This window comes from Mesobacillus jeotgali, from assembly GCF_031759225.1.
Lineage (GTDB): Bacteria > Bacillota > Bacilli > Bacillales > Cytobacillaceae > Mesobacillus > Mesobacillus jeotgali_B.
On sequence record NZ_CP134494.1, the window covers coordinates 3,038,754 to 3,064,178 of the forward strand.

26 protein-coding genes and 1 riboswitch are annotated in these 25,425 nt (G+C 42.4%); of the genes, 4 read left to right on the plus strand and 22 right to left on the minus strand.

Going from position 1 to position 25,425, the window contains the following annotated elements:
- Positions 1-87 precede the first annotated feature (87 nt).
- Positions 88-336 carry a ferredoxin gene (locus RH061_RS15310; protein ID WP_023627496.1) on the plus strand — a complete coding sequence of 83 codons (249 nt, stop codon included), beginning with the start codon at positions 88-90 and terminating at the stop codon, positions 334-336.
- Between the two features lie 182 nt (positions 337-518).
- Here RH061_RS15310 and RH061_RS15315 read toward each other — a convergent pair whose 3' ends face one another.
- Positions 519-1,100 carry an ECF transporter S component gene (locus tag RH061_RS15315; protein ID WP_311071416.1) on the minus strand — a complete coding sequence of 194 codons (582 nt, stop codon included), beginning with the start codon at positions 1,098-1,100 and terminating at the stop codon, positions 519-521.
- 165 nt (positions 1,101-1,265) lie between these two features.
- A riboswitch (FMN riboswitch) is annotated at positions 1,266-1,398 on the minus strand.
- Positions 1,399-1,693: 295 nt separating this feature from the next.
- Here RH061_RS15315 and serA point away from each other — a divergent pair.
- Positions 1,694-3,268, plus strand: coding sequence for a phosphoglycerate dehydrogenase (gene serA, locus RH061_RS15320; protein ID WP_311071418.1), 1,575 nt, complete (start codon positions 1,694-1,696; stop codon positions 3,266-3,268).
- An 84-nt stretch (positions 3,269-3,352) separates the two neighbouring features.
- On the opposite strand, the gene RH061_RS15325 is transcribed toward serA, so the two are convergent.
- From RH061_RS15325 to RH061_RS15405, 17 genes are all read right to left on the minus strand, one after another.
- Positions 3,353-4,165, minus strand: coding sequence for a histidinol-phosphatase (locus tag RH061_RS15325; RefSeq protein WP_311071420.1), 813 nt, complete (start codon positions 4,163-4,165; stop codon positions 3,353-3,355).
- A gap of 68 nt (positions 4,166-4,233) precedes the next feature.
- Positions 4,234-5,196 (minus strand): LysM peptidoglycan-binding domain-containing protein, encoded by a 963-nt coding sequence (locus tag RH061_RS15330; RefSeq protein ID WP_311071421.1) that lies wholly within the window; start codon positions 5,194-5,196, stop codon positions 4,234-4,236.
- 212 nt (positions 5,197-5,408) lie between these two features.
- On the minus strand, positions 5,409-6,644 hold the full coding sequence (locus RH061_RS15335) for a hypothetical protein (protein WP_311071422.1): 1,236 nt from the start codon (positions 6,642-6,644) through the stop codon (positions 5,409-5,411).
- Positions 6,619-7,170, minus strand: a complete 552-nt coding sequence (gene sigX, locus RH061_RS15340; protein ID WP_311071424.1) for an RNA polymerase sigma factor SigX — start codon at positions 7,168-7,170, stop codon at positions 6,619-6,621. The genes RH061_RS15335 and sigX overlap by 26 nt, the downstream gene beginning before the upstream one ends.
- Positions 7,171-7,769: 599 nt before the next feature.
- Positions 7,770-9,557 (minus strand): ATP-binding protein, encoded by a 1,788-nt coding sequence (locus tag RH061_RS15345; protein WP_311071425.1) that lies wholly within the window; start codon positions 9,555-9,557, stop codon positions 7,770-7,772.
- The gene (locus RH061_RS15350) at positions 9,554-10,270 is read right to left on the minus strand and encodes a response regulator transcription factor (RefSeq protein WP_041965633.1); all 717 of its coding nucleotides are present in this window, start codon (positions 10,268-10,270) and stop codon (positions 9,554-9,556) included. The genes RH061_RS15345 and RH061_RS15350 overlap by 4 nt, the downstream gene beginning before the upstream one ends.
- A 112-nt stretch (positions 10,271-10,382) precedes the next feature.
- The gene (gene ccsB / locus RH061_RS15355; RefSeq protein ID WP_311071428.1) at positions 10,383-11,570 is read right to left on the minus strand and encodes a c-type cytochrome biogenesis protein CcsB; all 1,188 of its coding nucleotides are present in this window, start codon (positions 11,568-11,570) and stop codon (positions 10,383-10,385) included.
- Positions 11,571-11,583: 13 nt separating this feature from the next.
- Positions 11,584-13,209, minus strand: a complete 1,626-nt coding sequence (resB, locus tag RH061_RS15360) for a cytochrome c biogenesis protein ResB (protein ID WP_311071430.1) — start codon at positions 13,207-13,209, stop codon at positions 11,584-11,586.
- A 27-nt stretch (positions 13,210-13,236) separates the two neighbouring features.
- Positions 13,237-13,758, minus strand: a complete 522-nt coding sequence (resA, locus tag RH061_RS15365) for a thiol-disulfide oxidoreductase ResA (RefSeq protein WP_311071431.1) — start codon at positions 13,756-13,758, stop codon at positions 13,237-13,239.
- 65 nt (positions 13,759-13,823) lie between these two features.
- On the minus strand, positions 13,824-14,549 hold the full coding sequence (gene rluB / locus RH061_RS15370; protein WP_311071432.1) for a 23S rRNA pseudouridine(2605) synthase RluB: 726 nt from the start codon (positions 14,547-14,549) through the stop codon (positions 13,824-13,826).
- 523 nt (positions 14,550-15,072) lie between these two features.
- Positions 15,073-15,606: a spore maturation protein gene (locus RH061_RS15375; protein ID WP_311071433.1), complete on the minus strand. Its 534-nt coding sequence runs from the start codon at positions 15,604-15,606 to the stop codon at positions 15,073-15,075.
- 5 nt (positions 15,607-15,611) lie between these two features.
- Positions 15,612-16,199 carry a nucleoside recognition domain-containing protein gene (locus RH061_RS15380; protein WP_311071434.1) on the minus strand — a complete coding sequence of 196 codons (588 nt, stop codon included), beginning with the start codon at positions 16,197-16,199 and terminating at the stop codon, positions 15,612-15,614.
- Positions 16,192-17,328, minus strand: a complete 1,137-nt coding sequence (locus RH061_RS15385) for a D-alanyl-D-alanine carboxypeptidase family protein (protein ID WP_311071436.1) — start codon at positions 17,326-17,328, stop codon at positions 16,192-16,194. Before RH061_RS15385 ends, RH061_RS15380 begins: the two co-directional genes overlap by 8 nt.
- Before the next feature lie 167 nt (positions 17,329-17,495).
- Complete coding sequence (locus tag RH061_RS15390) at positions 17,496-17,984, minus strand: YpuI family protein (protein ID WP_311071438.1); 489 nt, start codon at positions 17,982-17,984, stop codon at positions 17,496-17,498.
- A 162-nt stretch (positions 17,985-18,146) separates the two neighbouring features.
- Entirely contained in the window at positions 18,147-18,566 is a 420-nt protein-coding gene (locus tag RH061_RS15395) for a hypothetical protein (protein ID WP_311071439.1), read from the minus strand.
- 147 nt (positions 18,567-18,713) lie between these two features.
- Entirely contained in the window at positions 18,714-19,307 is a 594-nt protein-coding gene (gene scpB / locus RH061_RS15400) for an SMC-Scp complex subunit ScpB (RefSeq protein WP_311071441.1), read from the minus strand.
- Between the two features lie 4 nt (positions 19,308-19,311).
- Positions 19,312-20,055, minus strand: a complete 744-nt coding sequence (locus tag RH061_RS15405) for a segregation/condensation protein A (RefSeq protein WP_311076422.1) — start codon at positions 20,053-20,055, stop codon at positions 19,312-19,314.
- Positions 20,056-20,252: 197 nt separating this feature from the next.
- On the opposite strand from RH061_RS15405, the gene RH061_RS15410 reads away from it, so the two are divergent.
- Complete coding sequence (locus RH061_RS15410; RefSeq protein WP_311071442.1) at positions 20,253-20,360, plus strand: YjcZ family sporulation protein; 108 nt, start codon at positions 20,253-20,255, stop codon at positions 20,358-20,360.
- Positions 20,361-20,493: 133 nt separating this feature from the next.
- Positions 20,494-21,024 (plus strand): DUF309 domain-containing protein, encoded by a 531-nt coding sequence (locus RH061_RS15415; protein ID WP_311071444.1) that lies wholly within the window; start codon positions 20,494-20,496, stop codon positions 21,022-21,024.
- A gap of 13 nt (positions 21,025-21,037) precedes the next feature.
- On the opposite strand, the gene RH061_RS15420 is transcribed toward RH061_RS15415, so the two are convergent.
- The 4 genes from RH061_RS15420 to spoVAEA form a co-directional block, all read right to left on the minus strand.
- The gene (locus RH061_RS15420) at positions 21,038-21,415 is read right to left on the minus strand and encodes a GNAT family N-acetyltransferase (RefSeq protein ID WP_311071445.1); all 378 of its coding nucleotides are present in this window, start codon (positions 21,413-21,415) and stop codon (positions 21,038-21,040) included.
- A gap of 423 nt (positions 21,416-21,838) precedes the next feature.
- Positions 21,839-23,158: a diaminopimelate decarboxylase gene (gene lysA / locus RH061_RS15425; RefSeq protein ID WP_311071446.1), complete on the minus strand. Its 1,320-nt coding sequence runs from the start codon at positions 23,156-23,158 to the stop codon at positions 21,839-21,841.
- A gap of 218 nt (positions 23,159-23,376) precedes the next feature.
- Complete coding sequence (locus RH061_RS15430) at positions 23,377-24,855, minus strand: spore germination protein (protein WP_311071447.1); 1,479 nt, start codon at positions 24,853-24,855, stop codon at positions 23,377-23,379.
- A complete protein-coding gene (spoVAEA, locus tag RH061_RS15435; RefSeq protein ID WP_311071448.1) occupies positions 24,839-25,417 on the minus strand; it encodes a stage V sporulation protein SpoVABEA in 579 nt (192 codons plus the stop codon). The genes RH061_RS15430 and spoVAEA overlap by 17 nt, the downstream gene beginning before the upstream one ends.
- Positions 25,418-25,425 lie beyond the last annotated feature (8 nt).

A 25,425-nucleotide genomic window follows, 5' to 3' on the forward strand; every position in this document is an offset into this window, starting at 1 on the left:
CAGTTTTACAATAGGTATGAGGAATACGTTTTCACTGATTCGGTGGAAACAGCATATTATTGTTAAACACTTGGGAGGAATTATATCATGGCTAAGTACACAATTGTTGACAAAGAAACTTGTATTGCATGCGGAGCTTGCGGTGCAGCTGCTCCAGATATCTACGATTACGACGATGAAGGCATCGCATTCGTAACACTTGATGAAAACGAAGGTATCGTTGAAATTCCTGATGTATTAATTGACGACATGATGGATGCATTCGAAGGCTGCCCTACAGACTCAATCAAAGTTGCAGATGAGCCATTCAACGGAGATGCTACTAAGTTCGAATAAGAAAATACATAATTCCCGCTTACAGGCGGGAATTTTTTTATTGGGCTTTTTCCATAAAACCTTGTTGCTTTCCCAAAACCAGCAATTGATTTTTACGAGACCTTTTAAAAATTTTTCCCTATTAAAAATTAAAAAGCAACGGTGCAGGCCGTTGCTTTGGTATCAATCTATATAAGATAAGTTTATGCGTTTTTAAAAGTTTGCTGTCTCTCGATCCATGTTTTCATCCTTGTGAACATCAGCATGAAAATGACAGACATCAATATGCCTTTTACGAAGTTAAATGGTAAAATCCCTGCAACAATCATCGCCCTGGCTTCTGGTCCAGACATGGCTGGCATATTCAAGAACAATGTGTAAGCAGGAAGGAACACGTAGTAGTTAAGGACACTCATCAGGATGGCCATACTTGTTGTCCCAGCCACCAGTGCAAACGTCATTCCTTTGTGCGATTTCATACGCTGATAAATGTAGTAGGTTGGCAGGATGAATAAAACCCCTGCTACAAAGTTGGCAACATGGCCTACAGGAACACCCGTATCACTGCCTGTCATGAAATAATCAAGCGTATTCTTCAAGAATTCTACTAAAATACCGGCTACCGGACCAAAAATCAACGCAGCAATCAATGCAGGAATATCACTGAAGTCGACCATTAAGAATTTAGGGAACGGCGGCAGCGGAAAATTCAGCAGCATCAATACATAAGAGATACTGCTAAGCATACCAATTGAAACCATTGCTTTAACACTAAATTTTTTCATTTTTCCTCTCTCCTTATAGAGATCCATCTCACATAAAGAAGAAAGATTCAGCAATCACATACCCATAACAAATAAAACCCTCAAGTATTCTGTACTTGAGGGAGACTTGTGAAGGGCATGCTTAATAAACGGTCAAAACCTGCATTTTTTGAACGTCTGCAGAACCTCCATCTTCTCCCATCCAGACTATACTGTCGGCTTTGGAATCGCACCAAATCCTGCCCTTACAGGCTCGCGGGCTTAGAGAATAAATCTCATTACCGCCGATCGGGAATTTCACCCTGCCCCGAAGATAGACCATATTTATTTAACAGGTTTATTATACTGAAAAAAAAATCATTTGTGAAGATGTATGCTTGTGAAGATTTTTTGACAGATGAATGTAAAGATGCCCCCTGCCTTGTATGGTCCACATAATTTATAATTAACTTCTGCTAAATTCGGAATAAAGGAATACATTTAGATTAAATCAGTAATTTTTGAGAGCGCTTGCATTTATTTATGAACAATCTCGCAGTTTGACAAAAGAATATTCGTTTTGTAAAATAATCAGAAAATTAACACTTTGTTTTACTAAAAGGAGTGAGTAAAGGATGTTTCACGTTCTAGCGGCAGATTCAATTAAGGAAGAAGGCTTACAGCCCTTATTAGAACAAAATGGGGTCCAGGTACATATCGGGAGTGTAGATTCAGGTATTATCGATTTACAAAAGATTGACGCCCTTCTTGTCAGAAGCGCCACAAAAGTCACCCAGGAGCTGCTCGACCTTATGCCCTCACTAAAAATCATCGGCCGTGCAGGTGTGGGTGTAGATAATATCGATATCGCCGAGGCGACAAAACGAGGCATTATCGTCGTCAATGCTCCGGATGGGAATACCATTTCTACGGCAGAACATACTTTTGCGATGATGTCTGCATTAATGAGAAACATTCCGCAGGCACATTCTACTGTAAAAAATGGAGAATGGAAGAGAAATAAGTTTATTGGAAATGAACTTTACGGAAAGATATTAGGCATTATCGGTTTGGGGAGGATTGGTTCCGAGCTTGCAAAAAGAGCCAAGGCTTTCGGGATGTCAGTAAAGGTATATGACCCGTTTCTCACGAAGGAGCGTGCAGCAGTTTTGGGCGTTCAATTATCTTCTTTCGATGAGGTTCTCGCCGAAACAGATATCATTTCGGTTCACACACCTTTGACAAAGGAAACGAAAGGACTCCTTAACGAAAAGACTTTGAGCCAGACTAAAAAAGGTGTTTATCTCCTGAATTGTGCGAGAGGAGGGATAATTGACGAGATGGCTCTCGCCCATTTTATTGAGAACGGTCATGTTGCTGGTGCTGCACTGGATGTATTTGAAGTTGAACCCCCGGAGAATCACCCTTTACTGAAGTTTGATTCCGTTATTGCCACTCCACACCTAGGAGCCTCTACAAAAGAAGCACAGCTGAATGTGGCCACCCAGGTCGCAAGTGAAATCAGAACATTTTTTGAAAATAACCCTGTTGCCAACTCAATCAATCTTCCGGCTATGTCTAAAGAAATTTATGAAAAAATACAACCATATCACCAGCTAGCAAAAGAAATGGGAAAAATTGTTTCAGAATGCCATAACAAAGGAATCAGTGAGCTTACAGCCACGTATTCAGGAACTGCAGCGGAACTGGAAACCACCTTTTTAACAAAGGCCCTGCTTGCAGGATTTTTTGAAAACCGCATCGATATGAAAGTCAACGAAGTGAATGCAATCCACATTGCAAAAGAACGAGGAATCATGGTTGGTGAAAAAGTGACCGGAAATTCGTATGGTTACGCAAATACGATAACAGTAACCGCAAGCGGGGATGGAGAATCTTTTACCGTGAGAGGAACTTACATTGACCATTACGGCCCAAGGATTGTCAATCTCGACGGCTTTAACATCGATTTCCATCCATCAGGAAACCTCCTGTATATCCAGCATATGGACCGACCTGGTGTGATCGGGCATGTAGGAAAAGTCCTGGGTGATCATGACGTGAACATTGCTACCATGCAGGTTGGCAGAAAAGAAGCGGGCGGCGAAGCAATCATGGTCCTCTCGTTTGATAAGCCCCTTTCAATCGAAATGATAAGTAAGCTTGAGTCGCTGCAGGACATCGTTACAATTAATAGTATTGTTCTATAAGCACGACAAACAGGCCTCCAATTAGCGAGGCCTGTGTTTTTTTGTTTTGCGAACCGCTCCCTGTATCAAAAAAAATTTCCTGTTTTATCCCAGAGGAAAAGATTTTCGCTCACCTTTGGAAAACGTCATGATTTCCTTATAGCCAACTTCCTGTGCAAGTTCAAGAGCCTGATCGAAATCAGCACCGACATGCTCAGGTACATGGGCATCTGAGGACAAGACAATCGGTATTTTCTTATCAAAGCACATCTGCAATAGGCGTTGGTCCGGATACAAAGTCTGAGTAGGCTTCCGCAGTCCGGCTGTGCTAATTTCCACACAGGTCTTGGACTGTGCCAAAGCCGAGGTCGCACGGTCATACTGTTCCATGAGGAAACTTTCATCTTCAGGCACATACCTAAAAATTTTGACAAGGTCAATATGACCGATGATATCAAACATGTTGGATTGAGCCAGCGTTACCACCTGGTCAAAATAACTTCTATAGACTTCATAAACATCTCTTCTATCCCATTCTTTACGATATTCTGCAAGGTCGATCCCAAAATCACCAATCCAGTGGATCGAGCCAATAACATAATCAAAGTCATAGCTTTTAATGAACTGTTCCATCTCCTTATGCTTGCCAGGAGTGTAGTCCATCTCGATTGACATTTTTACGTCGATCTCATTTCTCCATGCTTCCTCAAAAAGATGAACGTAATCAGCCATATCATAAAATCTACGTTCATCCACCCAGCTATTGCGTAAAATGTCTGCAGTCTGATAGAAATGATAAGCATGTTCAGATATCCCGAAATGCTGGATCCCTTTGTCACGTGCTGTATCAGTGAACTTCTTCATGTAGTCAAGTGTCAATGTTCCTCTCTCAAGATGGTTGTGATAATCCGTCAGCATAGTATCCATCCCCTTTTGCACTCTTTTACCAATTATACTTTCAGATATCACCTTGGTACAAGGAGAGATTATCGGGTAATTAAGATTTGCTGAGGCTGTATGGTGTCAGATGCCAAATTGTTCAGAGCTTTTAATTTTTCCACAGACGTGTTTGTTTTTCTTGCGATGGAGATGAGTGTATCCCCGGATGAAACGACATAACTCCTTCCAGCTGAACTCTTGATTATTAAAATGTCACCAGCAGAGATATGGTTATTGCTGATATTATTTTCTTTTTTAATTTTATCTACTGTAGTATGATATTTCTCTGCGATTGACCAAAGAGTCTCACCTTTTTGGACGGTATGCTTATCTATAGATTGCTGCTCCACAGCATCTGTACTTTCTCCATCTTTATTTTCATGTTCAGAATGTAAGCTTTCACCTTGTTTCCTAATATCGATATTATCCATCATTCGAAGCTTGGCGACTGTCTCCACCGTCACTTCATTTCCTTTTTTCTCCATAGCTACGATAGGCTGCCCCACTGCAGCTTCACCAAAAGCCAATACAGGATCGATCGCATTTTCCTTTTCATAAGTCCAATTATCCTTATGGACTTCGAAATGGAGATGAACTCCGGAGGAATCTCCTGTATTTCCCATCAGGCCGATTACATCACCCTGATTGACAACTTGTCCTTCTATTACGTTCCTTTTATTCAAATGTGCATATACAGTTTCCAGGTTGTTATCATGCTTGATGAACACAACATGTCCATATGAACCCGAAAAATATGATTTTGTTACTACCCCTTTATCAACACTATGTATAGGTGTTCTGGACTCACCGGCAATGTCAATTCCCTTATGATGGCCATGACGTGTTCCATATAAGTCGGTTATGACTCCATCAGCAGGCCATACCCAATCTGATGTTAATTTTGTTATATCAAGCATTTCTGCCTGAGAGTGCTTTCCGCCAAGAAATAGCAAGCTGATACAGAGTGCCATGATCCCGGCAATGAGTAAACGCTTTATGTAATCCTGCATTTTCTTCCTCCTTAACTTTTGACTCCCTTTCCATCCCTATGACAGCCTGTACAAAAATAGAACTGAATCGTGGAAAAGCAGCAGCAAAAAAAGCACATTCGTTATAATTGGTGGGAAACTGCTTTTTTATGCAAAAGAAGGAAAATTTGTTTATGGGCCTGTGATGGCAAAGAGCTCAAAGTAAAAAAAAGAAAGACCAGGTGGCCTTTCTTTTAGTCAATGTTTTTCTTATTGGGAGCAAGTGGCAGCGAGAGGACTTCGTTCATATTGAAAGGTCCAATTTGGTCAATGTTCGCATTTGTGAATCTGACCCCTGTGTATTCAAACTCACTCACCGTCATTAAGATCGCCTCGAGATGTGGCAGGAAACTTTCGTCCAAAGTCGTATCATCAGTTAAAGTGATTTCTAACACTTTATCTTTTAATTCAGTTTTTGCAAACTTAAAACCATCCGGCAGGGAAGGTGAAAGATACCCTACCTCATCACCCTTCCGCATCTGCGCAAAGGCATCACCAACTGTTTCATACTGTTCTTTGGTCGGCACAAGATACGGATTCTGTATACCTTCAACTGTCAAAAACAAGTATGCACGCCTCTTTTTTGTCTCTGCGTTGATTGGAAGCTCCTCCATGGAGCCAAAGTTGCCCAGGTCAATCCCGGGTTTGCTCTCAGTAGTCAACACCATTTTATCGATTCCTGCTCGTGAGAAATTCTGTGTCATGGAATCAACAAAAATAATGTTTGTAGCACTTCCATATTGAAATGGGTGATTTGGCTTTACATCCATTGTCAGTGTCTTACTGCCTTCATCGTAGTTCCAGGATGCATCCATTGGATAGTAATCGGTCAATCCCCATTCCTCTTCTTTAAGCTTAGGCATCATTTCTGTATAGCTGTCTATCCAACTTTTTCCTTCTTGCTTTGGCGTTGTAACAGTAACTGGAACAACCGTCATAACCTGCTGGTCAGGAATGGCGTAGCTGAGGAGTTCCGTAGTCTCGGTGTCTATTTCCTCAGGATATAACGAAATCAGTCCCTCATAAGGATTTCCTTTATCCATGGCGGCAAATTCATTAGCCTTTTCTTCACCATCTGCTGAATCCGCCATTAAAGTGTTCTCCTTTTCAGCAGCACTATTACTTGCCGAATCATCTCTGACAGCTGTATCCATTTCCATGGACGACTTGGCTTCAGAGGCGGAGTTTCTATCCATACTCTCCTGAGATGCGTCGTTGACATCCAGCAATCCCGGAGAAAGGATGAAGGCGAGGAAGAGTACCGCAGCTAGTGCAACTCCTGGTACAACCCATGCTGGCATTTTCTTTCTTTTTTCAACACGATGGGCGATATTCGAATAAATGTCACGAGAGTCGCGATGGTCTTTTATCTTTGGCATCTGGCCGAGGATTTCTTCTAGCTGCTTATCGCTTAGCTGTGACTTTTTCACTAGTCATCCCTTCCTTTTCAATCATTTCTTCCATAAGCTTTTTCAGCGTCTTCAATCCGCGGTGCTGCGTTGTCTTCACTTTGCTTTCCGTCCAGGATAAAGCTTCTGCTGTTTCGCTTATGGATAGCTCATGTATATAGCGCATGATGATGACCATTCGCTGGTCAACCGTGCATTGATCTAGGCACTTGTACATCATTTGGATTTCTTCACTTTGGAGCGCCATTTCTTCAGGCAATGGCTGATCATCCCTTACCTGGCGTGCCGACATATCAAAGGATTCAAGCAATCGCTGCTTCCAGCCCTTCTGTTTTCGGAAGTGATCAATCGCGACATTCTTCGCAATCGAAAACAGCCATGTCTTTTCACTGCTCTTGCCCTCAAACCGATCGTATGCCTTCAATACCCGGATGTACACTTCCTGTACAAGGTCTTCGGCTAACTCCCTGCTTTTTACCATATAAAATAAAAATTGAAAAACGTCATGATGATATTTTTGATACAATTCATCAAAAACGGAGTTCATAGGTCATTTCGCCTCCGTATTCATTAGATTAGTCGAAAAAGATTAATAAAAGTTTCATTCTAACTATATTATTTTTAGAATGGAAATGGAAGGAATTTTCGAGGACAAAATTTGATGAAGTTAACTAAAATTTAAAAGGTTTAATAAGATGAGGAAAGCCATGGAATAATTAATTCTCATGGGGGGGATTCTAACGGACACTTTTCTCCTGAATTCCTTTAGGGTTGTCCGATAGAGGTGCACTAACGGACACTTCTCCCTTAATTGCATTTCAGTTTGTCCGATAGAGGTGCTCTAACGGACACTTTTCCTTTAATGCCACATCAGTTTGTCCGATAGAGGTGCTCTAATGGACACTTTTCCCTTAATTGCACTTCAGTTTGTCCGATAAAGGCGGTCTAATGGACACTTTTCCCTTAATTGCACTTCAGTTTGTACGATAGAGGCGGTCTAACGGACAATTTTCTCTTAATTTCCATCATTTTTGTCCGATAGAGGCGGTCTAACGGAGATTTTTTTCCCCAAGAACACAAACAAGCCCACCCCAATACGGGATGGACTTGTTAATTGTTCCTTGTGAATCAAGATTAGTCGGCAAGTTATTCAATATTTCGAGGGATGAAAAAGGAAAATGTCGTTCCTTGTCCGAGTTTGCTTTTTACCGAGATATTCCCTCGATGTGCGTCGATAATATTCTTGGCGATAGCCAGTCCAAGGCCGGTTCCGGATACACCGCGAGTTCTAGACTTGTCGCCTTTATAGAATCTCTCGAACAGGAATGGCAAGTCTTCCTCGGGGATCCCTGGTCCCTGGTCGCTAACCTCAAAATATAAGCCACGTTCATCGGTTTTGCCGCTGAGTACAATCGATGCCGAATCCGGGACATGCCTGATTGCATTATCAATCAGATTGGTAAGGACCTGTTCGATGCGGTCCGGATCAAAACGGAAATCATGTTCTTCTGAATCAAACCGGACTGATAACTCAATCCCCTTCTCTTTCGCCAGACCATGAAATTTTCGGATAATCCGGTTTACATAAGGGTTGATTTCAACGCTTTCAACGTTGAGAAGAATATGGCCTGCTTCCATACGGGCCAAATCGAGCAGTTCATTAACAAGGCGGCCCATCCTTAACGATTCATCGTAAATGACTTTGGCCATTTCCTTCTTTTCTTCATCTGTTTGGGCGATGTCATCGACGATCGCTTCACTATACCCTTGCATCATCGAAATCGGTGTACGCAATTCATGTGAAACATTGGCGATGAAATCTTCCCTCATTTTGTCGAGCTTTCTTTCCTCAGTCATATCACGTACAACTGCTACAGCTCCACGGATGAACCTTTTATTATAAAGCGGGCTGACGATGATTACCCAGGTACGTCCCTGTGCTGTTATCTCCCCAACCTGCTCTTTCTCCGTATTGACCGCAAGCTGGAATAACTCCATGACTTCGGATGGGACGGCATCTGTATTCTCGGAAGCAAGGCCCTGCTCATAATACCAGTATCTCAAGAATACTTCGGCAGGCGGGTTCGTGATCAGGATGGTTCCATCACGATTGAAGGTGATCACTCCATCTGCCATACTGCTAAGGATGCTTGTCAGCTGTTCTTTTTCCTGACTCAATGCATTCATATTGAATTTCAGCTGTCTGCCCATCTGGTTGAAGGCGGTTGCTAATTCCCCAATTTCGTCATGGGTGAGGATCGGTACCTTTGTATCAAACTTTCCTCTGGCAACTTCGAAGGCTGCCTCCCTCATTTTTCGCAGTGGGGCAGTAATCCTTGTAGACAGGAAGAATGCAAAGATTGTCGTCAAGACTATGGCAACGCCAGCAGCAAGCAAGATGAACTTGGTTGTCAGCCTTGTCGTCTCTTCCATCACTTCAAGCGACTGGTATATGAAAACTGCTCCATTTTCATTCTCAAACTGATGAAGCGGAACACCAATCATTAAATATTGGGTATCATCCACCTCATTCGAAACACCCGGCATGGAAGTAATCATATCCACTGTCTGGTCGTTCTCAAAAACAGCAGCAAGATCGTCATCATTCATAAAAAAAGAAATAGGTACATGTGTCGTGTCTTCTACACCAGGCGAATAAAAATAAGTATTCTTATCTTTAATGATCGTTACCCTGGAGTCATCATCGACCATCTCCCATGCAATCTCTATGCCTAATTGTTCCTCCTGACCAGGGTGGTCTTCCAGCACCCTGGCTATTTTTTCAGCAGTATTGGTCATTCCTCTCCTGGTTTCATTAATGTGATAATTTTCAAAGAATTCCATCAACATGACTGTCAGGATGAATAACACAAATGAAACGAGCAAAAGGATGGTAATCCAAAGCTTACCTACTACACTGCGCCAAAACATCATTCATTGACTACCTCGAACTTGTAGCCAACACCCCAGACTGTCACAATCATCTTCGCAGCCTGTTCTGATACTTTATTCAGCTTCTCGCGCAATCTTTTAACATGAGTGTCAACCGTTCGCAAATCACCGAAAAATTCATAATGCCAAACTTCCTTCAATAGTTGCTCACGGTCAAAAACTTTATCTGGGGCTTTCGCCAGGAAGTAGAGCAATTCATACTCCTTAGGCGTAAGGCTGACTTCTTTGCCATCTGCCAAAACCCTATGGGCATCATTATCAATGGTTAAATGAGGGAAAACAATCACGTCTTTTGCCGTCGTTTCTGTCTGCAAGTAACTTGTGCTCGACGAACGGCGAAGCATAGCTTTGACCCTCAAAACAACTTCGCGAGGGCTGAACGGCTTGACGATATAATCATCAGTCCCAACCTCGAATCCTTGTACTCTGTTCACTTCCTCACCCTTCGCGGTAAGCATGATCACAGGAGTCGACTTCTTTTCACGAAGGTCACGGCAGACCTCGATGCCATCTTTACCTGGCATCATCAAGTCAAGCAGGATCACATCATAATCATTGGCAAGTGACTTCGCCAGTGCTTCATTGCCATCTTCTGCTTCATCAATTATATAGTTCTCTCTTTCAAGATACATCTTCAATAATCGTCTGATTCTTTCTTCATCATCCACTACTAAAATCTTCACGTCTTTTTCCATAAGGTATATCCCTCCCTGCGATTATTTTACATAAATAAGAATCTTCTTTCCATGCTTTTTTAAAAAAGGCCTTCACTAAAGACAGTGAAGGCAGTCATAAAATTGACACAAATTAGGATCCTGCATAAGAATGAAGACCTGCAATAACAAGGTTAACTGCAACCAGGTTGAACATGATAATGATGAAACCGATGACCGCAAGCCATGCGGATTTTTCACCATGCCAACCTTTTGAAAGGCGTAAGTGAAGGAATGCCGCATAGAAAAGCCAGGTAATCAATGCCCATACTTCCTTCGGATCCCAGCCCCAGAAGCGTGTCCAGGCAATCTGGGCCCAGATCATTGCAAAAATCAAGCCGCCAAGCGTGAATACCGGGAAGCCGATCAGTACTGAACGATAACCAATTTCATCAACGAGATCCATATTGATGTTTTTCGTCCATGGCTGCAATACAGCAGCAATGCGCTTACGTGCGATGACTCTTAATAATAGATATAATACTATACCCGCTGCGAGCGACCAAATAACCGTATTCAACTTCTTCGCACTGATGATGGCAGGTGTCTCGAACAATGGTTCGAAGCGGTTTTTATCAGTCAGCTCGTATTGATGCGGTCCAACCAAAGCAGGAATTGTGAATTCCTCTGTTGCTGGCTGTCCATCCTTGTTGATATAGTTGAAGTTTGCTGAATAGTCTGTTGCTGCAAAGAAACTTGATACAAAAATGAAGCCCAGCGTACTGATCAAGCCAAATAAGACAACTTCAAGCCATAATGTACTTTTGCTTTTCTTCGACTGGTCAACACTTCTGACAAGATAAATCAGACCAGCAGCAAAGCTTACTGCCAGGATTGCTTGTCCAATCGCGGTAGTCGTAACGTGGATATGGAGCCAGTAACTCTGCAATGCCGGAATCAATGGAGTAACTTCCCTAGGGAACATACTTCCGTAGGCAATGATCAAAGCTGCTACCGGCAAGGTGAACAAGCCGAGCAGTGGCGTCTTATAAATGAAATAAATAGCGATAAATGCCCCTACCAAGGACATCCCGAAGAATGTCGTAAATTCGAATAAGTTGCTGACCGGTGCGTGTCCGGAAGCAATCCACCTTAAAACAAAGAATGTCAATTGGGAAAGGAAACCTGCAATCGTGACTAGGATCCCAATTTTCGCCCATTTATTTGGGGCATTTTTTTGATTTGCATGCCTTTTATCCTTGATGGCTCCCCCAAAAAATAAAATACCAACTAAATAGAGGATAAACGCTGTAAACAGAAAGTTAGAACTCAACTCAACCATTAATTTTCCCTCCTTACTCCTTCTTGTCTTCGGCTACCTGGTCCTCTGGAGCCTCTATTCCTGAATCGGAAAAGACATCTTCTAGTTCTCTTTTCAAACCATGCCAGTTTTTATTTGTATGTGCGGCTGTCCAAACCCGGCCATTCACACGTCTTAACCATATACGTCGATGGTTCCAGTATGACCCCTGGATGACACCGATCATGAATATTAACCCACCAAGCCCAATGATCCAAAGGGTATGGTCTTTTCTTACAGTCAGGGCTGTCACATTCTTCGTTTCAATCCCTGCGAACGTCATCTTGTAATCATTTTCACCTAAAGGTTCGAGATTCTGCCTGATAGCTACGAAACTGATTTCCCCTTCTGGTTTTTCAGGGCTGAACATCTTGAAGATGAACGCAGGATTATTAGGGATGCGTGACTTTGTCGCAGGCTCCCCATCTTCATTGAACTCAAAATCCGGGAAATAGCTCATTACTTCAACTTTGTAACCATTGCCCAAATCGTAATGCATTTCTGGATCATATAAATCTACTTCTACATTACCGAATTGTTCTTGTGTTTCTTTATTCTCAAGAATGAATGACATTTTGTTCATTTCATCAAGCTTATAGTCAACCTGGTATAAAGCAAAGCCATCTACCTTCAGAGGTTTATTAACCTGTATTGCCTGATCGCGGAGTTTTTCCAGCTCAGGTTTTTCACCCGGGACGATTTCTCCCTGCCTTTGATAAAGAGTAGCATTGGTCTGATAGTTCTTAACAACAGTCCCTGCCTTGTCGATGGCATCCTGGAAGACTTCTTGATCCTTATCTTTGTCGTACACTTCAAAGATAAATTGATTGTTCTTGAGATAGTATTGGCCTTCCGTTCCAGGGATTGCCTTTGTTTCGCCTTCCCTTAACCAGAGGATTTCATCCACATACATTCCAGGCACGAACCTGAGCATTCCACCAATCAAAAAAATGATCAGGCCAAGGTGGTTTACATAGGGACCCCATCGTGAAAAACGATTCTTCTCCGCAAGGATATCTCCATTCTCCTCGCGTAGTTTATAGCGCTTTTTCGTCAGATTTTCCTTAATCTTGGCTGCCGCTTCTTCTGACAACTCTGCATCTGACATACCGAACATTCTCTGGCGCTTCAAAAAACTTTCATGTCGTGACACTCGCTGGTTTTTCAGGGACCTATATAATGGAACCACCCTGTCCAGGCTTGCGATTACTAGTGATATACCTAGCGCTGCAATCAATAGCAGATACCACCAGGAACTGTAAAGATTATGGAATCCCAGGTCATAGTAAAGCTTTCCAAGCCAGCCATATTGGTCTTCATAATATTCCCATGCCGGCATAACAGGCGGAATATACATTTCCTGTGGAAAAATCGTACCTAAGGAGGATGCGATCAAGAGAATGACGATCAGCCATACCCCTACCTTTACTGATGAAAAGAAATTCCAGATTTTATCGATGATTGTCTTGTTATAAGTTTGTGATCGGCGCGCGCTGCCTTCATAGCGCATATCAACTAGCTGCTTCTCTCTCTCTTTTTCTCCCAGCACTCGCCCGCAAGATTCACATAGGATCGTTCCCTGCGGATTTAGATGGCCGCACTCACATTTTACTTCGTTCATAGTAAAAACTCCCTGTTCCCCTTACTTTTAAGGTTTAATCTGTTCCATAAATTCGCGGACTGTTTCTTCAGATAATTCCCCGGTATGGCTTTTTACGACATTTCCTTCTTTATCTATCAAAAAGGTAATTGGCAGAGGATTGATCCCATATGCTGCCTGTACTGGTCCCTCGTCGATCAGAACAGGAAAAGTCATGCCTTTTCGTTCAATAAACCTATTTACAGCAAGTTCTGATTCACCCGAGTCAATCGCCAGGACCTGGACTCCCTGGTCCTTGAACTGCTGGTACTGATTTTCGATATAAGGCATTTCTCTCTCGCATGGCTTGCACCATGTTGCCCAAAAATTAAGGAAAACTCCTTGCCCTTTATAATCAGAAAGCCTGTGTTTATTGCCTTCCATATCAACAAGGACAAAATCAGGAGCAGGTTTTCCAATCACAATCTTCTGGTTTTTATCCTTATTCATGTTGGCGTATAAAGTGTAGCCAACTGCCAGAACCATAACCGCAAGAATAATAGTTCGAGTGATTAGCCGCTTCTTTTTCATCCCTTAAACCTCCCACCGTATTTCTCCCTCATTATAACATTACAACTGCACCTTTATCGGTAAGTTTAGGATTTTTTCATTGCCTGGACACGGAGCTGCTTTACCTCATGATGTGTAAGCTCCCTGATTTCCCCAGTTCTTAAGCCGTTCAGCGTCAAGAATCCATATTTTTCTCTTTTCAGCTTTAATACCGGGTGTCCAATTGCTTCAAACATCCTCCTGACCTGTCTATTACGGCCTTCATGGATGGTAATTTCGACGATTGCGGTATCTTTCTTTTTATCGACACTCAGCATTTTCGTCTTTGCTGGCGCCGTTTTCCCATCCTCCAGCATGACGCCGCGAGCCAGGCTTGTCAGCTTCTCTTTTGAAGGGATCCCTTTCACCTTCGCAACATACACCTTATCTATCTCATTACTTGGGTGCATCAGCAAATTCGCAAATTCACCATCGTTCGTCAACAATAGCAGTCCCGATGTATCATAATCCAGCCGCCCCACAGGATAGATGCGCTGTTCGATTGTCTGGAAAAAGTCCGTAACCACTTTGCGTCCCTTGTCATCCTGTACACTCGAAATAACACCGCGGGGTTTATAGAACAAGAAATAAACCGGTTCCTCCCCTTCAATCTGAACTCCATCCACTTCGACCCTGTCAGATGGGGTCACCTTCCGGCCAAGTTCTTTAACAACACTGCCGTTTACCTTGACTCTTCCTTCGAGGATCATTTCCTCGGCTTTTCTTCTCGATGCGATTCCTGCATGAGCAATCACTTTTTGCAGTCTTTCCATGAAGGTCACTCCTATTTAATATCAATTACCTATAGTTTATATTAATATCTAATCTATCCCTATGAATTATGACATAACTCTCGCTGTTTTCAAAGTAAGCAATGGCGTAAAAAGCGAAAAATAAATAGGCGATGTTAATTGTTCTTTAACATTGTTTCTTTACGCTCATCTGCTAAACGGATATTTTCCTTATATAATGATGATTATCTATCTTCAGAAGAGGCTCTATTATCATTCATTGTTGAAGATCGAGAAGGTATGAGGGTTCATAAGCGGAGGATTTCCGGCTATTGTATATAAAGGGTGCTTATGAAGCAGAAATAACAGGAGATATTCCGGTTATCTGCTATAACTAAGACAAAATCCAACGATTTCGATTAAATAAGCGGAAAAACAACCCTTATTTTTCAAAAAATACAGGTCGTTTTGAATTTAAGCGGAATTCTTCCGTTTATTTTCAAACACAATCGGTTATCACAGGCCCAAAACAAAATAAAGAAGATACCCAGAGCAGGTATCTTCTTTATTTTGAGAACATGAATGTGACGACGATGATTGCTGTTACGATGGCGACTGCATCAGCAAGGAGACCGACTTTGAGTGCATCTCCCATCTTCTTGATCCCTACTGCCCCGAAATAAACGGTGAGGACGTAGAAGGTCGTATCCGTGCTTCCCTGAAGGGTCGCTGCCAGAGTCCCTATAAAAGAGTCTGGTCCATGGACCCCGATCAGGTCACTAGTAATTCCGAGTGCCGCTGTGCCTGAGATTGGCCTGATTAACGCGAGCGGGACTATTTCTGCCGGAATTCCCACCAGCTCAAGTGCAGGGCGGATCCAGTTCACCATGACATCAAGTGCGCCCGAGGCCCTGAATACCGCAATCGCGACCATCATCCCTACCAGGAATGGCATGATGGATACTGCCATTTTAATCCCTTCCTTGCCGCCTTCTACAAAACTTTCATATGTGGGGACTTTTTTATACGTTCCATAAATCAGGATAAAAGCGATCAAAACAGGGATGAACCATAATGATATCGCAGACACAATTTCCATTTGATTCACCCCTTCTTGCTTCTTCTATAGTAAAAGAAACGGTCTATTAATATGGCTGCAACGGCAGAGACAGCAGTTGCCACAAGCGTCGGTCCAACTATATCTGTAGGGTTGGAGGCATCATAATTCATTCTGATTGCAATCACAGTGGTTGGAATGAAGGTGATGCTTGCTGTGTTGATTGCAAGGAATGTGATCATCGACCGGCTTGCTTCATTTTTCCCATCATTCAATTCCTTTAGTTCTTCCATTGCCTTAATCCCAAGAGGTGTTGCGGCATTCCCAAGCCCGAACATATTCGCGATCATATTCGATAGTATGTAGCCCATCGCCGGATGGCTGGAGGGAACTTCTGGGAACAGCTTTGAAATTAAAGGCTTAAATAATGCAGAGAGCTTTGATAAAAGACCAGAATCTTCAGCGATCCTCATCATGCCGAGCCAAAATACCAGGATGCTGATCAATCCGATACTAAGTGTGATGGCTTCCTTTGCTCCTGTAAAAACAGCTTCGTTCACCTCAGCCATTGTGCCATTCACCATCGCAAAGCCAAGGCTGATCAATATCATAAACACCCAGATATAATTAACCATGTTCATTGACCCCTGCTATTGAGGTAAAGATGTTTTTAAAAAAATCAAAAAATGACTTTTCTTCTTCTTTCTCTGCTTTGAAATAGACAGGTAAACTCGCAATCTGCTGATCGTCCAGGTATACATTCGCGCGGCCAGCGATGGAATCTCTCATTTCCTCCTGATTCAGTGCTGACTTTTTCAACTTGTACTCCACTCTGACCTGATCTTCCTCTTCAGAAGTCAACGGGTATACAAATGAATGATCCAGATAAACTTTATTCTTATAGTGCGAATCCTTAATTCCTTTAACTTTTCCTTTGGAAAGAATTTCAGCAACATCATATTCCGAAAAGGCTGCTTCAAACATCTGGATGTGGTCATTCCAATCATCAGGTGCATTTAGTGTGACAGCAATTAATCCAAAATCATCCTTTTGGGCCGTTGAGACTAAAGTTCTTTTCGCACGCTTTGTATAGCCCGTCTTTCCACCTGTACTATATTTATACTTTTCAGTCAGAAGCCTGTTTTTATTTTTCCATACCCTGTCCCATGTTTCAGTTGGATTGGGAGCCCTGTGAATTTTCGTCCCGGAAATCTCTTTGTATACTTCATTTTCCATAGCATAGCGAGTCAAAATTGCCATGTCATAGGCTGTGGAAACATGGTCTTCATGATCGTCCAATCCGTGGGGGTTGGCAAAATGCGTATTTTCCATGCCAATTTGCTGTGCTTTTTCGTTCATCATGTATACAAATCCATCGAGACTGCCACCAACATGTTCCGCGATCGCGACAGCAGCATCATTACCAGACCTCAGCATTAAACCATATACCAGATCCTCCAGCCTGATTTTTTCTCCCGGCTTCAAGTAAATGGAAGATCCTTCGGCACGGACTGCCTTCTCGCTCACTTTCACCTTTTCATCCAATTTGCCAGATTCTATCGCAAGGATGGCCGTCATGATTTTCGTAATGCTGGCTATCCTGCTAACTCTGTGTGCCTCTTTCTCATATAACACCCTGCCAGATTCCTGTTCTATCAAAATAGCGCTTCGGGCACTTACTGAAACAGTAGCCTGTGCTGTTTGAGGAATGCTGCAGATTAACAGAGTGGCGAGTAACAATAATTTTATCCAAATCCTTTTCATTGACAGACCCTCGTCTCCTTTGGCAGTTTGTACAAGTTTATGCAGGACAAGGTGTGTTATGACATAAATCGGAGGGAGAGAACAGTGTGGCCAGATTATTTTTCCTGAATTATACTCAGTCCATGAAAAAAGGAACAGCTTTTAAAATAGCTGTTCCCTGATATTCATTATCTGGATTGGAGCATCTTTGTCCGATAATCTGTCTCGTAATATTCAAGCTCTTCACGGATTCTTTGAAACCCGTTTTCGAGGCTGACCATCAGTTCGTCGAGGTGAGCAGGCACGATTTGCCTGAACTTGATTGCATTTTTACCAGTATAGGCGGCCCTGCTATCCTCATACCAAGCATCACTTTTAGGAGAGAAAAACTCTTCAATGCATTGATAGTAAATACGGTATAGAGTTTTCTCAGCTGCCGGCTTCGAGAATACTTCTGCCTGGAGGATGACCTTGCAAGCGTCCAGACCTTCTTCACAGTATACAGCCAGCTTTCGAAGGCTGGAAAGAACGATTTTAAAGTATTCTTCGTCTGACGTCTGCCCTTGTTTTAGTTTTTCAAGGGTTGTTTCATTCAGGTAGTTTTCAAGCTTCACCACGGTATCCGCCAGAAAACCCCTAACTTCTTCGATTTGTGTTTTTACGATTGTATTCCCCAAATTGACACCCCCAATGGAATTTAACCATTTCTAATTGCGAGACTTGCCGCCAGTCCGACTGGCTCTAATGAAAGATTTACATACTGGAATTGGGTCTCTAGCTGTTTACCCGCAACCATAAATGTATAGATCCTGTGAGAAAGGCTACAAAGTTTGACGGAACTATACTGGCTGGACAATAAAATCTAAAGGAGAACGCACTTCAAATGATCCTTTTTGCTCGATGCCTTCATAGATCCCAGGAATTTTATTGAAATCAAGGCCTTTGAAAAGATCCGCAAACTCTCTCTGTTCATTTATATATACCCTTTTGCGGTGTCGATATCCCGGATTTTTCAGCAATGCAGCCAGTGCCACCAAATCCCTCATATATATATCCTTGTTTCCTGCTTTGAAGATGGGATCCTTTTCAAACGGAGTGATACTTCCAGCCAACTCATCAAAATACCTTACATAAAGAACATGCAGGGTTTTCTCATTGCCATCTTCCACAAAAGTTACTTCGCTTCGGTTGAAAAAATCCTCCGAGGTGTTAGATTTTTCTTTTTCAAGTTCATAACCAATACAGTGCTTTATAAGCATGGTATTCCTCCCGTTGGACATTCATTCTTACTTAAATCTTTATGTAGAAAAAATGCTTTTTGAATCCCAGCAGGCTGGCACTCGTCAAAGCATTTCTCAAATAATTATTTTGATTTTATCATAAATTCTAAACTTTGTGCACAAAAGCTATTGATCTGCTTCCATTGTTTCCTGGAATTTCTCAAAGAATAAATCTGCGTCATCCTGCAATTCGTCATCCTCGACATGATCCGGAAGCGGAGGAAGCTCGCTAATATTTTTCAATCCGAAGTAATCCAGAAATTCTTTTGTTGTTCCATAAAGAATCGCTCGTCCAGTACCTTCTGCTCTGCCGACTTCTTTAATCAGAGCCCTTGATGATAGTGTATGAAGCGGCCTCTCCGTTTTCACTCCACGGATTTCTTCAATTTCAGCCCTTGTAATTGGCTGCTTATAAGCTACAATCGCCAAAGTTTCAAGCGCAGCTTGTGACAAATGAGCGGTTCCTGGTGATTCAACAAGCTTTTTTAAATAATCAGCATGTTCTTTTTTCGTGGCTAACTGGAATACTCCGGCGAGCTGTACGATTGTAATTCCTCGGTTTTTGTCTTTTTCATAATCCTGCTGAAGTTCGGTAACAATTTCATTTGCCTGTAATTCATCCACTTCGAGTACGGCTGTAATTTGCTTCAGGCTCAATCCCTCATCACCGGCTGCAAACAGAAGGCTCTCCAAAATCCCTTTCCATTTTACTATTCCCACGCGTTTACTCCTTTCTGGCTGTCATGTATATCTCAGCAAAGTTCTGCTCTTGTTCTATATCGATTTCTTTCCGTTTGATCAACTCAAGAATCGCAAGGAATGTAACGACAATATGCTCACGGTTAGATTCGGGAAACAAGTCGTAGAACTTTTTCCTTTCACCGCTTTCTTTCAAGAAACTTAGGACCTCATCCATCCTTTTTTCAATGGAAATTTCCTGGCGGGCGATTTTAGTTGACATTGGCCTTTGCAGCTTTTTCCTTCTTAAAAGCTTTTGAAATGCACCAAGCATATCATACAAAGAGATATTCAAATCCGTATTTTCACCCTTGGTTTCATGGGCAAATTCCGTAAGGTCACTTGGAGGCTTGGTATACATAAGTCCCCGTTCCTCTTCGAGTGATTTCAGGTCACTGGCTGCCTCTTTGAACTTTTTATACTCAATCAATCTCTCGACAAGTTCATTTCGCGGATCTCCATCATCCTCAAATTCAAAATCATCTTCCAGCTCTTCCTCGTGCTTGGGGAGAAGCATCTTGCTTTTGATTGCTAACAGCGTCGCTGCCATCACGAGATATTCACTTGCGACATCCAGCTGCAATTCCTTCATTGCATGGATGTACATCAAATATTGTTCAGTTATTTCCGCTACTGGTATATCGTAAATATCAATCTCCAAACGATTGATCAAGTGCAGAAGTAAATCCAATGGGCCTTCAAAGGCCTCGATTTTCACATTATATTGCATCATTTCCCACCAAAATTCCTTTTATGAACCATCATTATATAAGTATAGTAGATTCACTTCATGTTATCCATTACTAATTTACACCGTTAAAACTGAAGTTTTTGCAAAAATAGGCGATGCGCCCATACCTTTATCCATAATCCTGCATATGCTGAGATTGAATACTAGGCTATTTCACCATTAGGAGGTAATGCTAAATGTCAGATAAAAAAGGTCATGGTCATGGTTGTGGATACGGTTCAGGATTTGCTTTAATCGTCGTGCTTTTCATTTTGCTCATCATCGTTGGTGCTGCCTGGTTATAAGCTTGTGCAAAGCCAATGAAGAAGATGCCCGGCACAAGCCGGGCTTTTTTATATTCGGCATTCTGGTACTTCTTCCTTTTATCTTTTTTTTGAAAATATGCTAAGCTAGTAGTACTTGATTGGGGGTTATTTCATGACAAAATATCCAATATCCTATATACAATATCTCGCTCATTTCCATGGAGACAGAGATTATTTTGAATGCCATGAAATTCTGGAAGAGTATTGGAAAGCGACAGATGCAGGAAATAAAAAATCGATCTGGGTTGCATTGATCCTTTTGGCGGTATCTAATTATCATCATCGCCGCAATAATTTCCCGGGAGCCATTCGAACTTTGGATAAAGCTTTGGAAATCTTTTCAGAAGATACGGAAGCAATTAGCCGCTTGGGGATCGATCCTGGACTTTTGTCAGGTACATTGCGAAAAAGAAAGGAAAACTTGCTTAATAAGATTCCATATACCAGCTTTAATCTGCCCCTATGTGATCCGGATTTAAAAAAGCTTTGCCTTGAGGAGTGCAGACAAAATGGATTCACCTGGGGAACAAGCAGCAATCTCGAAAACCCTGACTTAATCCATCGACACTCAACACGAGATCGAACCGATGTCATTTCAGACCGGCAACTGGCTCTGGAGGACAGGAAAAACAGAGAAAAATAAAAGGCAGCTGGATTTAACATCCACTGCCTTCTGCACTACTGCCTTGCTCATTGCACTTCTCAAAAAAGGATGCTGTTTCAGCGTTTGCTACTGCTGTCCATTCAGGAAACATCTCCTGCAGGGAATTGACCATACGCCGTCCTATCCCCTGGTGGCGGTGTGATGGATTCACCGAGATGTGCATAAGCTGCATCAGTTTATCCTCAGCGAAGTTAACACCCAAAAGCCCGATGATATCTTCCCCGTCCTTCCATAAAAACAGCTGCCACGAATCATCACTTTCATAATTCTTCATCGTCTGCTGAAGTTTTTTCAGATCCTTTTCATTTGGCATAAAAGATAATAATCCCATCGCGATCTTTTCAAATGCCTTTTTATATCGAATTAACATAAATATCCCTCATTGTGGTTTGCCAATAATAATGGAATGATAACAAGACTATTTTTTCCATTTTCCATCTAACTTAAACCCCTGGCTCCCCTTATAGTGGAAGCGATTGTAAAAACACTATTTTGATAATATATGTTCTTCCTCGAATGATGGTTCTTTATTTTACTTGAATTGATAATATCATACATAATCTGAAACGATACTTCAAATTATTTCTGAGACCTATTGTCCCGGCACGATGAAAAACCAGTAATAGGCTCCCCAGCCAACAGACATCAAAAGCAATAACAGGAATAAAAGCCAATTGTTCTTTCTCAAACGGAATCCCTCCCAATCTGTAATTCTACAACAAGACCGGTTTTTTCGCCAACGAAGAGAAGATTCCACTTTCTTTCCTTTAAAAAAAGCTGCAGAAAAGCAGCTTTAATATCTTACCTTTTCTTTAAAAGGAAGATCTAATTTTACCATATCTTCAAATGTTTCGCGGCGGACGACGAGAGTGTCCTTTGAATCTTCCAGGAAAACCACCGCTGGTCTAGGCAGGCGGTTATAGTTATTCGCCATAGAATACCCGTAGGCTCCGGTGCAAAAAACAGCCAGAACATCCTGGTCTCCAGCCTTTGGCAGCGGAAGATCCCAGATCAGCATATCACCGGATTCACAGCACTTCCCGGCTATCGATACTGTTTCTTCAGGTTTGTCCATAACTCTGTTCGCAAGCACTGCTTCATATTTTGCCTGGTACAAGGCTGGTCGGATATTGTCGCTCATCCCGCCATCGACAGCTACGTACTGCCGAACATTCGGGACATCCTTTCGCGAACCAACACGATATAGTGTTGTCCCTGCGTCCCCTACAAGAGAACGCCCTGGCTCAATCCAGATTTCCGGCATTGCCATCGAAAAATGGGAAGCTTGCTTTTTCACTTCAGCAATTATTTCCTCTACATATTGAGCTGCTGGGATTGGATCATCTTCGTCTGTATAGCGAATCCCAAAACCTCCGCCAAGATTAAGGACTGTGGATTCGAATGTAAGTGCCTGTTTCCATTGATGAAGTTTTTCAAAGATTTTCTGGGCAGCAAGGATGAAGCCCGTAGTTTCAAAGATTTGCGAGCCTATGTGGCAATGCAGTCCGAGAACTTCAATTTGTTGATCTTCCAGGCAAAGTTCAATCGCTTTATCTGCTTGTCCATTCTGAAGGTCGAATCCGAACTTGGAATCTTCCTGGCCCGTTAAAATATAATCATGGGTATGCGCTTCAATCCCAGGTGTAACTCGTAATAAAACCTTGATTTTCGTATTTTTGTCTTTGCAAATTTCCTTGAGCATTTCAAGCTCATAAAAGTTATCGACAACAATACAGCCTATATTGTGTTCAATGGCCATGAGCAGTTCATCTCGGCTTTTGTTGTTGCCATGGAAATGAATTCTTTCTGTCGGGAAGCCAGCCTTAATGGCAGTATAAAGCTCTCCGCCAGATACAACATCCAGCGAAAGATTTTCCTCAGCAGCCAACTGCACCATTGCCACTGTCGAAAAAGCCTTGCTTGCATAAGCTACTTGAGCGGTAATACCTGCATTCTCAAATGTTTTTTTGAAAGCTCTTGCCCGTTCCCTGATCAAGGCAACGTCATAAACATACAGCGGGGTTCCATACTTTTCAGCCAGCTGGATTGTATCAACACCGCCAATTTCCAAATGTCCTAGTCGATTAACCTTTGCAGTACCATGAAATTCCATGTTGTCCCCTCATCCCTTGCCATTTAAAGTCATGATTTTTCATTGTCCAGTCAATTCAGCCCAAACTGTCCTATCGTGCTGTTTAAGCAGTCCATCAGAAAAAGATAATAAAATAGACAGTTCATCAGGTGAACTGTCTATTTTATTTTTCGCTTTAAGTCTTTAGTAAATTAAAAACACTTTACCATAATTTGAGGGAGTGTGCAATTGCAACATGGTCAGGAATTTGATGGCTGCTTATAGCGATTCCGCGCATGCACGATACTTGGCCTGATTTTCGATCCTGGCACTGCCCTCCTGATCAAAATCTGCATGAAGGCAATAGGATGAAATGGTATGAATGGCCACAGATAAGGCGTGTTCAAGGATTTGATACTGGCAAGCAGCAACAGCCAAACCGTGGTGCCTGCGACAAATCCAGGGACATGGAATATCGCCGTCGAGATTAACAGAAATACCCTGCCTATTTTATTCGCTATACTAAGTTCATAACTTGGTGTCGCATATGTTCCAATTGCCGCCACAGCCACATATAGGATAACCTCCGGGACGAACATTCCTACATCGATGGCAATCTGCCCAATCAGGACTGCAGCGATTAAACCCATCGCTGTCGATAACGGGGTCGGAGTGTGAATGGCAGCCATTCTCAGGAACTCTATGCCGCCATCCGCAAGCATGATTTGCAAGAAGATCGGGATATTGGAATCTTCATTTGGCCCGATAAAGGAAATTTTATCAGGAAGCAAATCCGGATTTTGAACAAATAAGTACCATAACGGCAAAAGCATGAGTGATGCAAGAACGCCTAGGAATCGGATCCAGCGAACCATCGTTCCGACACCAGGTGATTGTCTGTACTCTTCAGCATGCTGAAGATGGTGAAAATAAGTCGTCGGTGTAATGATGACACTCGGTGATGTATCGACATAAATCAGAACATGGCCTTCAAGCAGATGTGTTGCAGCCACATCGGCTCTCTCCGTGTACCTTACGAGAGGGTATGGATTATAGCCTTGTTTCACCAAAAATTCTTCAATCGTTTTATCAGCCATCGTGATTCCATCGATTTTAATTGTCTGCAGCTCTTTTTTGATGACTTTGATCAAGTCAGGGTTAGCGATATCTTTAATATAGGCAATGGCAACATCTGATTTTGATCTCTCTCCTACCTTCATCATCTCAAAGCGCAGATTCTCATCCCTGATACGCCTTCTGGTCAATGCTGTATTGACAATGATATTTTCAACAAACCCGTCGCGGGATCCACGGACAACCTTTTCTGTATCAGGCTCCTGGGGCTGTCTTCCGGGATAGCTTCTGACATCTACGACTAATCCTATTTGTTCCCCTTCCACCAATATAACAATGAGTCCAGAAAGAACCTGGTCTACAAGCTCGTCCATCGTCTTGATTTTCTGTACAGACTGGTGGGTAATCCGATTCTCTACAATCTCCTGCAGATGTGTTGACAGTCTTTCGTTATCATTGATGTCCACCAGTTCTTCAACAATATGTACGATGAAGCTTGTATCGCACAAACCGTTCACATAATAAAAATGGACATTCTTTTTAAGGATCTTCAGTTTCCTGACTCCAAGGTCAAAACTAGCTTCCAGGCCAACATTATCTTTCATATACTTTTCAGCTTCATCCAATGATTGCGGGATGGGCAGCTTGTCATTGTTCTTTGGCATAGAATCCGCTCCTTTCAAGGATGATTTCCACTGCTTTCTTCGTTATTGGCGAACCGATCTTATAGTGGTCATGGCGTGCCATCTTACCGATATCCCCGATCCCGATTATTAACGGGACATCAAGCGTATCCAAACAGTACACCGTATCTCCATTAATTCTTCCTATTTCCAGTTCCGGAACTCCATGCTTGTCAACTCCATACGGCGTGAGTTCACCATCCCGGTCTATGCAAAAATCCACCCGGCTCCATTCAGCCATATGTGTTTTCGAAGCGACTGCAATCGCTCCAAGCACCTCAATGTCTTCGTGCTCAGCCACATATTTAAGAGCCTTCTCCCCGGCTCCTTCTCCAAGAAAGCCACTGTCATCGAACATTACCAATACAGGGTCCTTGGCAGCTTTTTTAATTAATTTAACAAGGTGCGGCCCTGAAAGGACAGAAGGATTTCCATGTGAAAGGGAGATACAGCGTCCGCCTACTTCGGCAGCCACATGCTCGATTGCACGCCGGGCATAATCATCACCATCTGTAATTAAGATTACCTTCCTTTTTTCGGCCATTCTCTGCC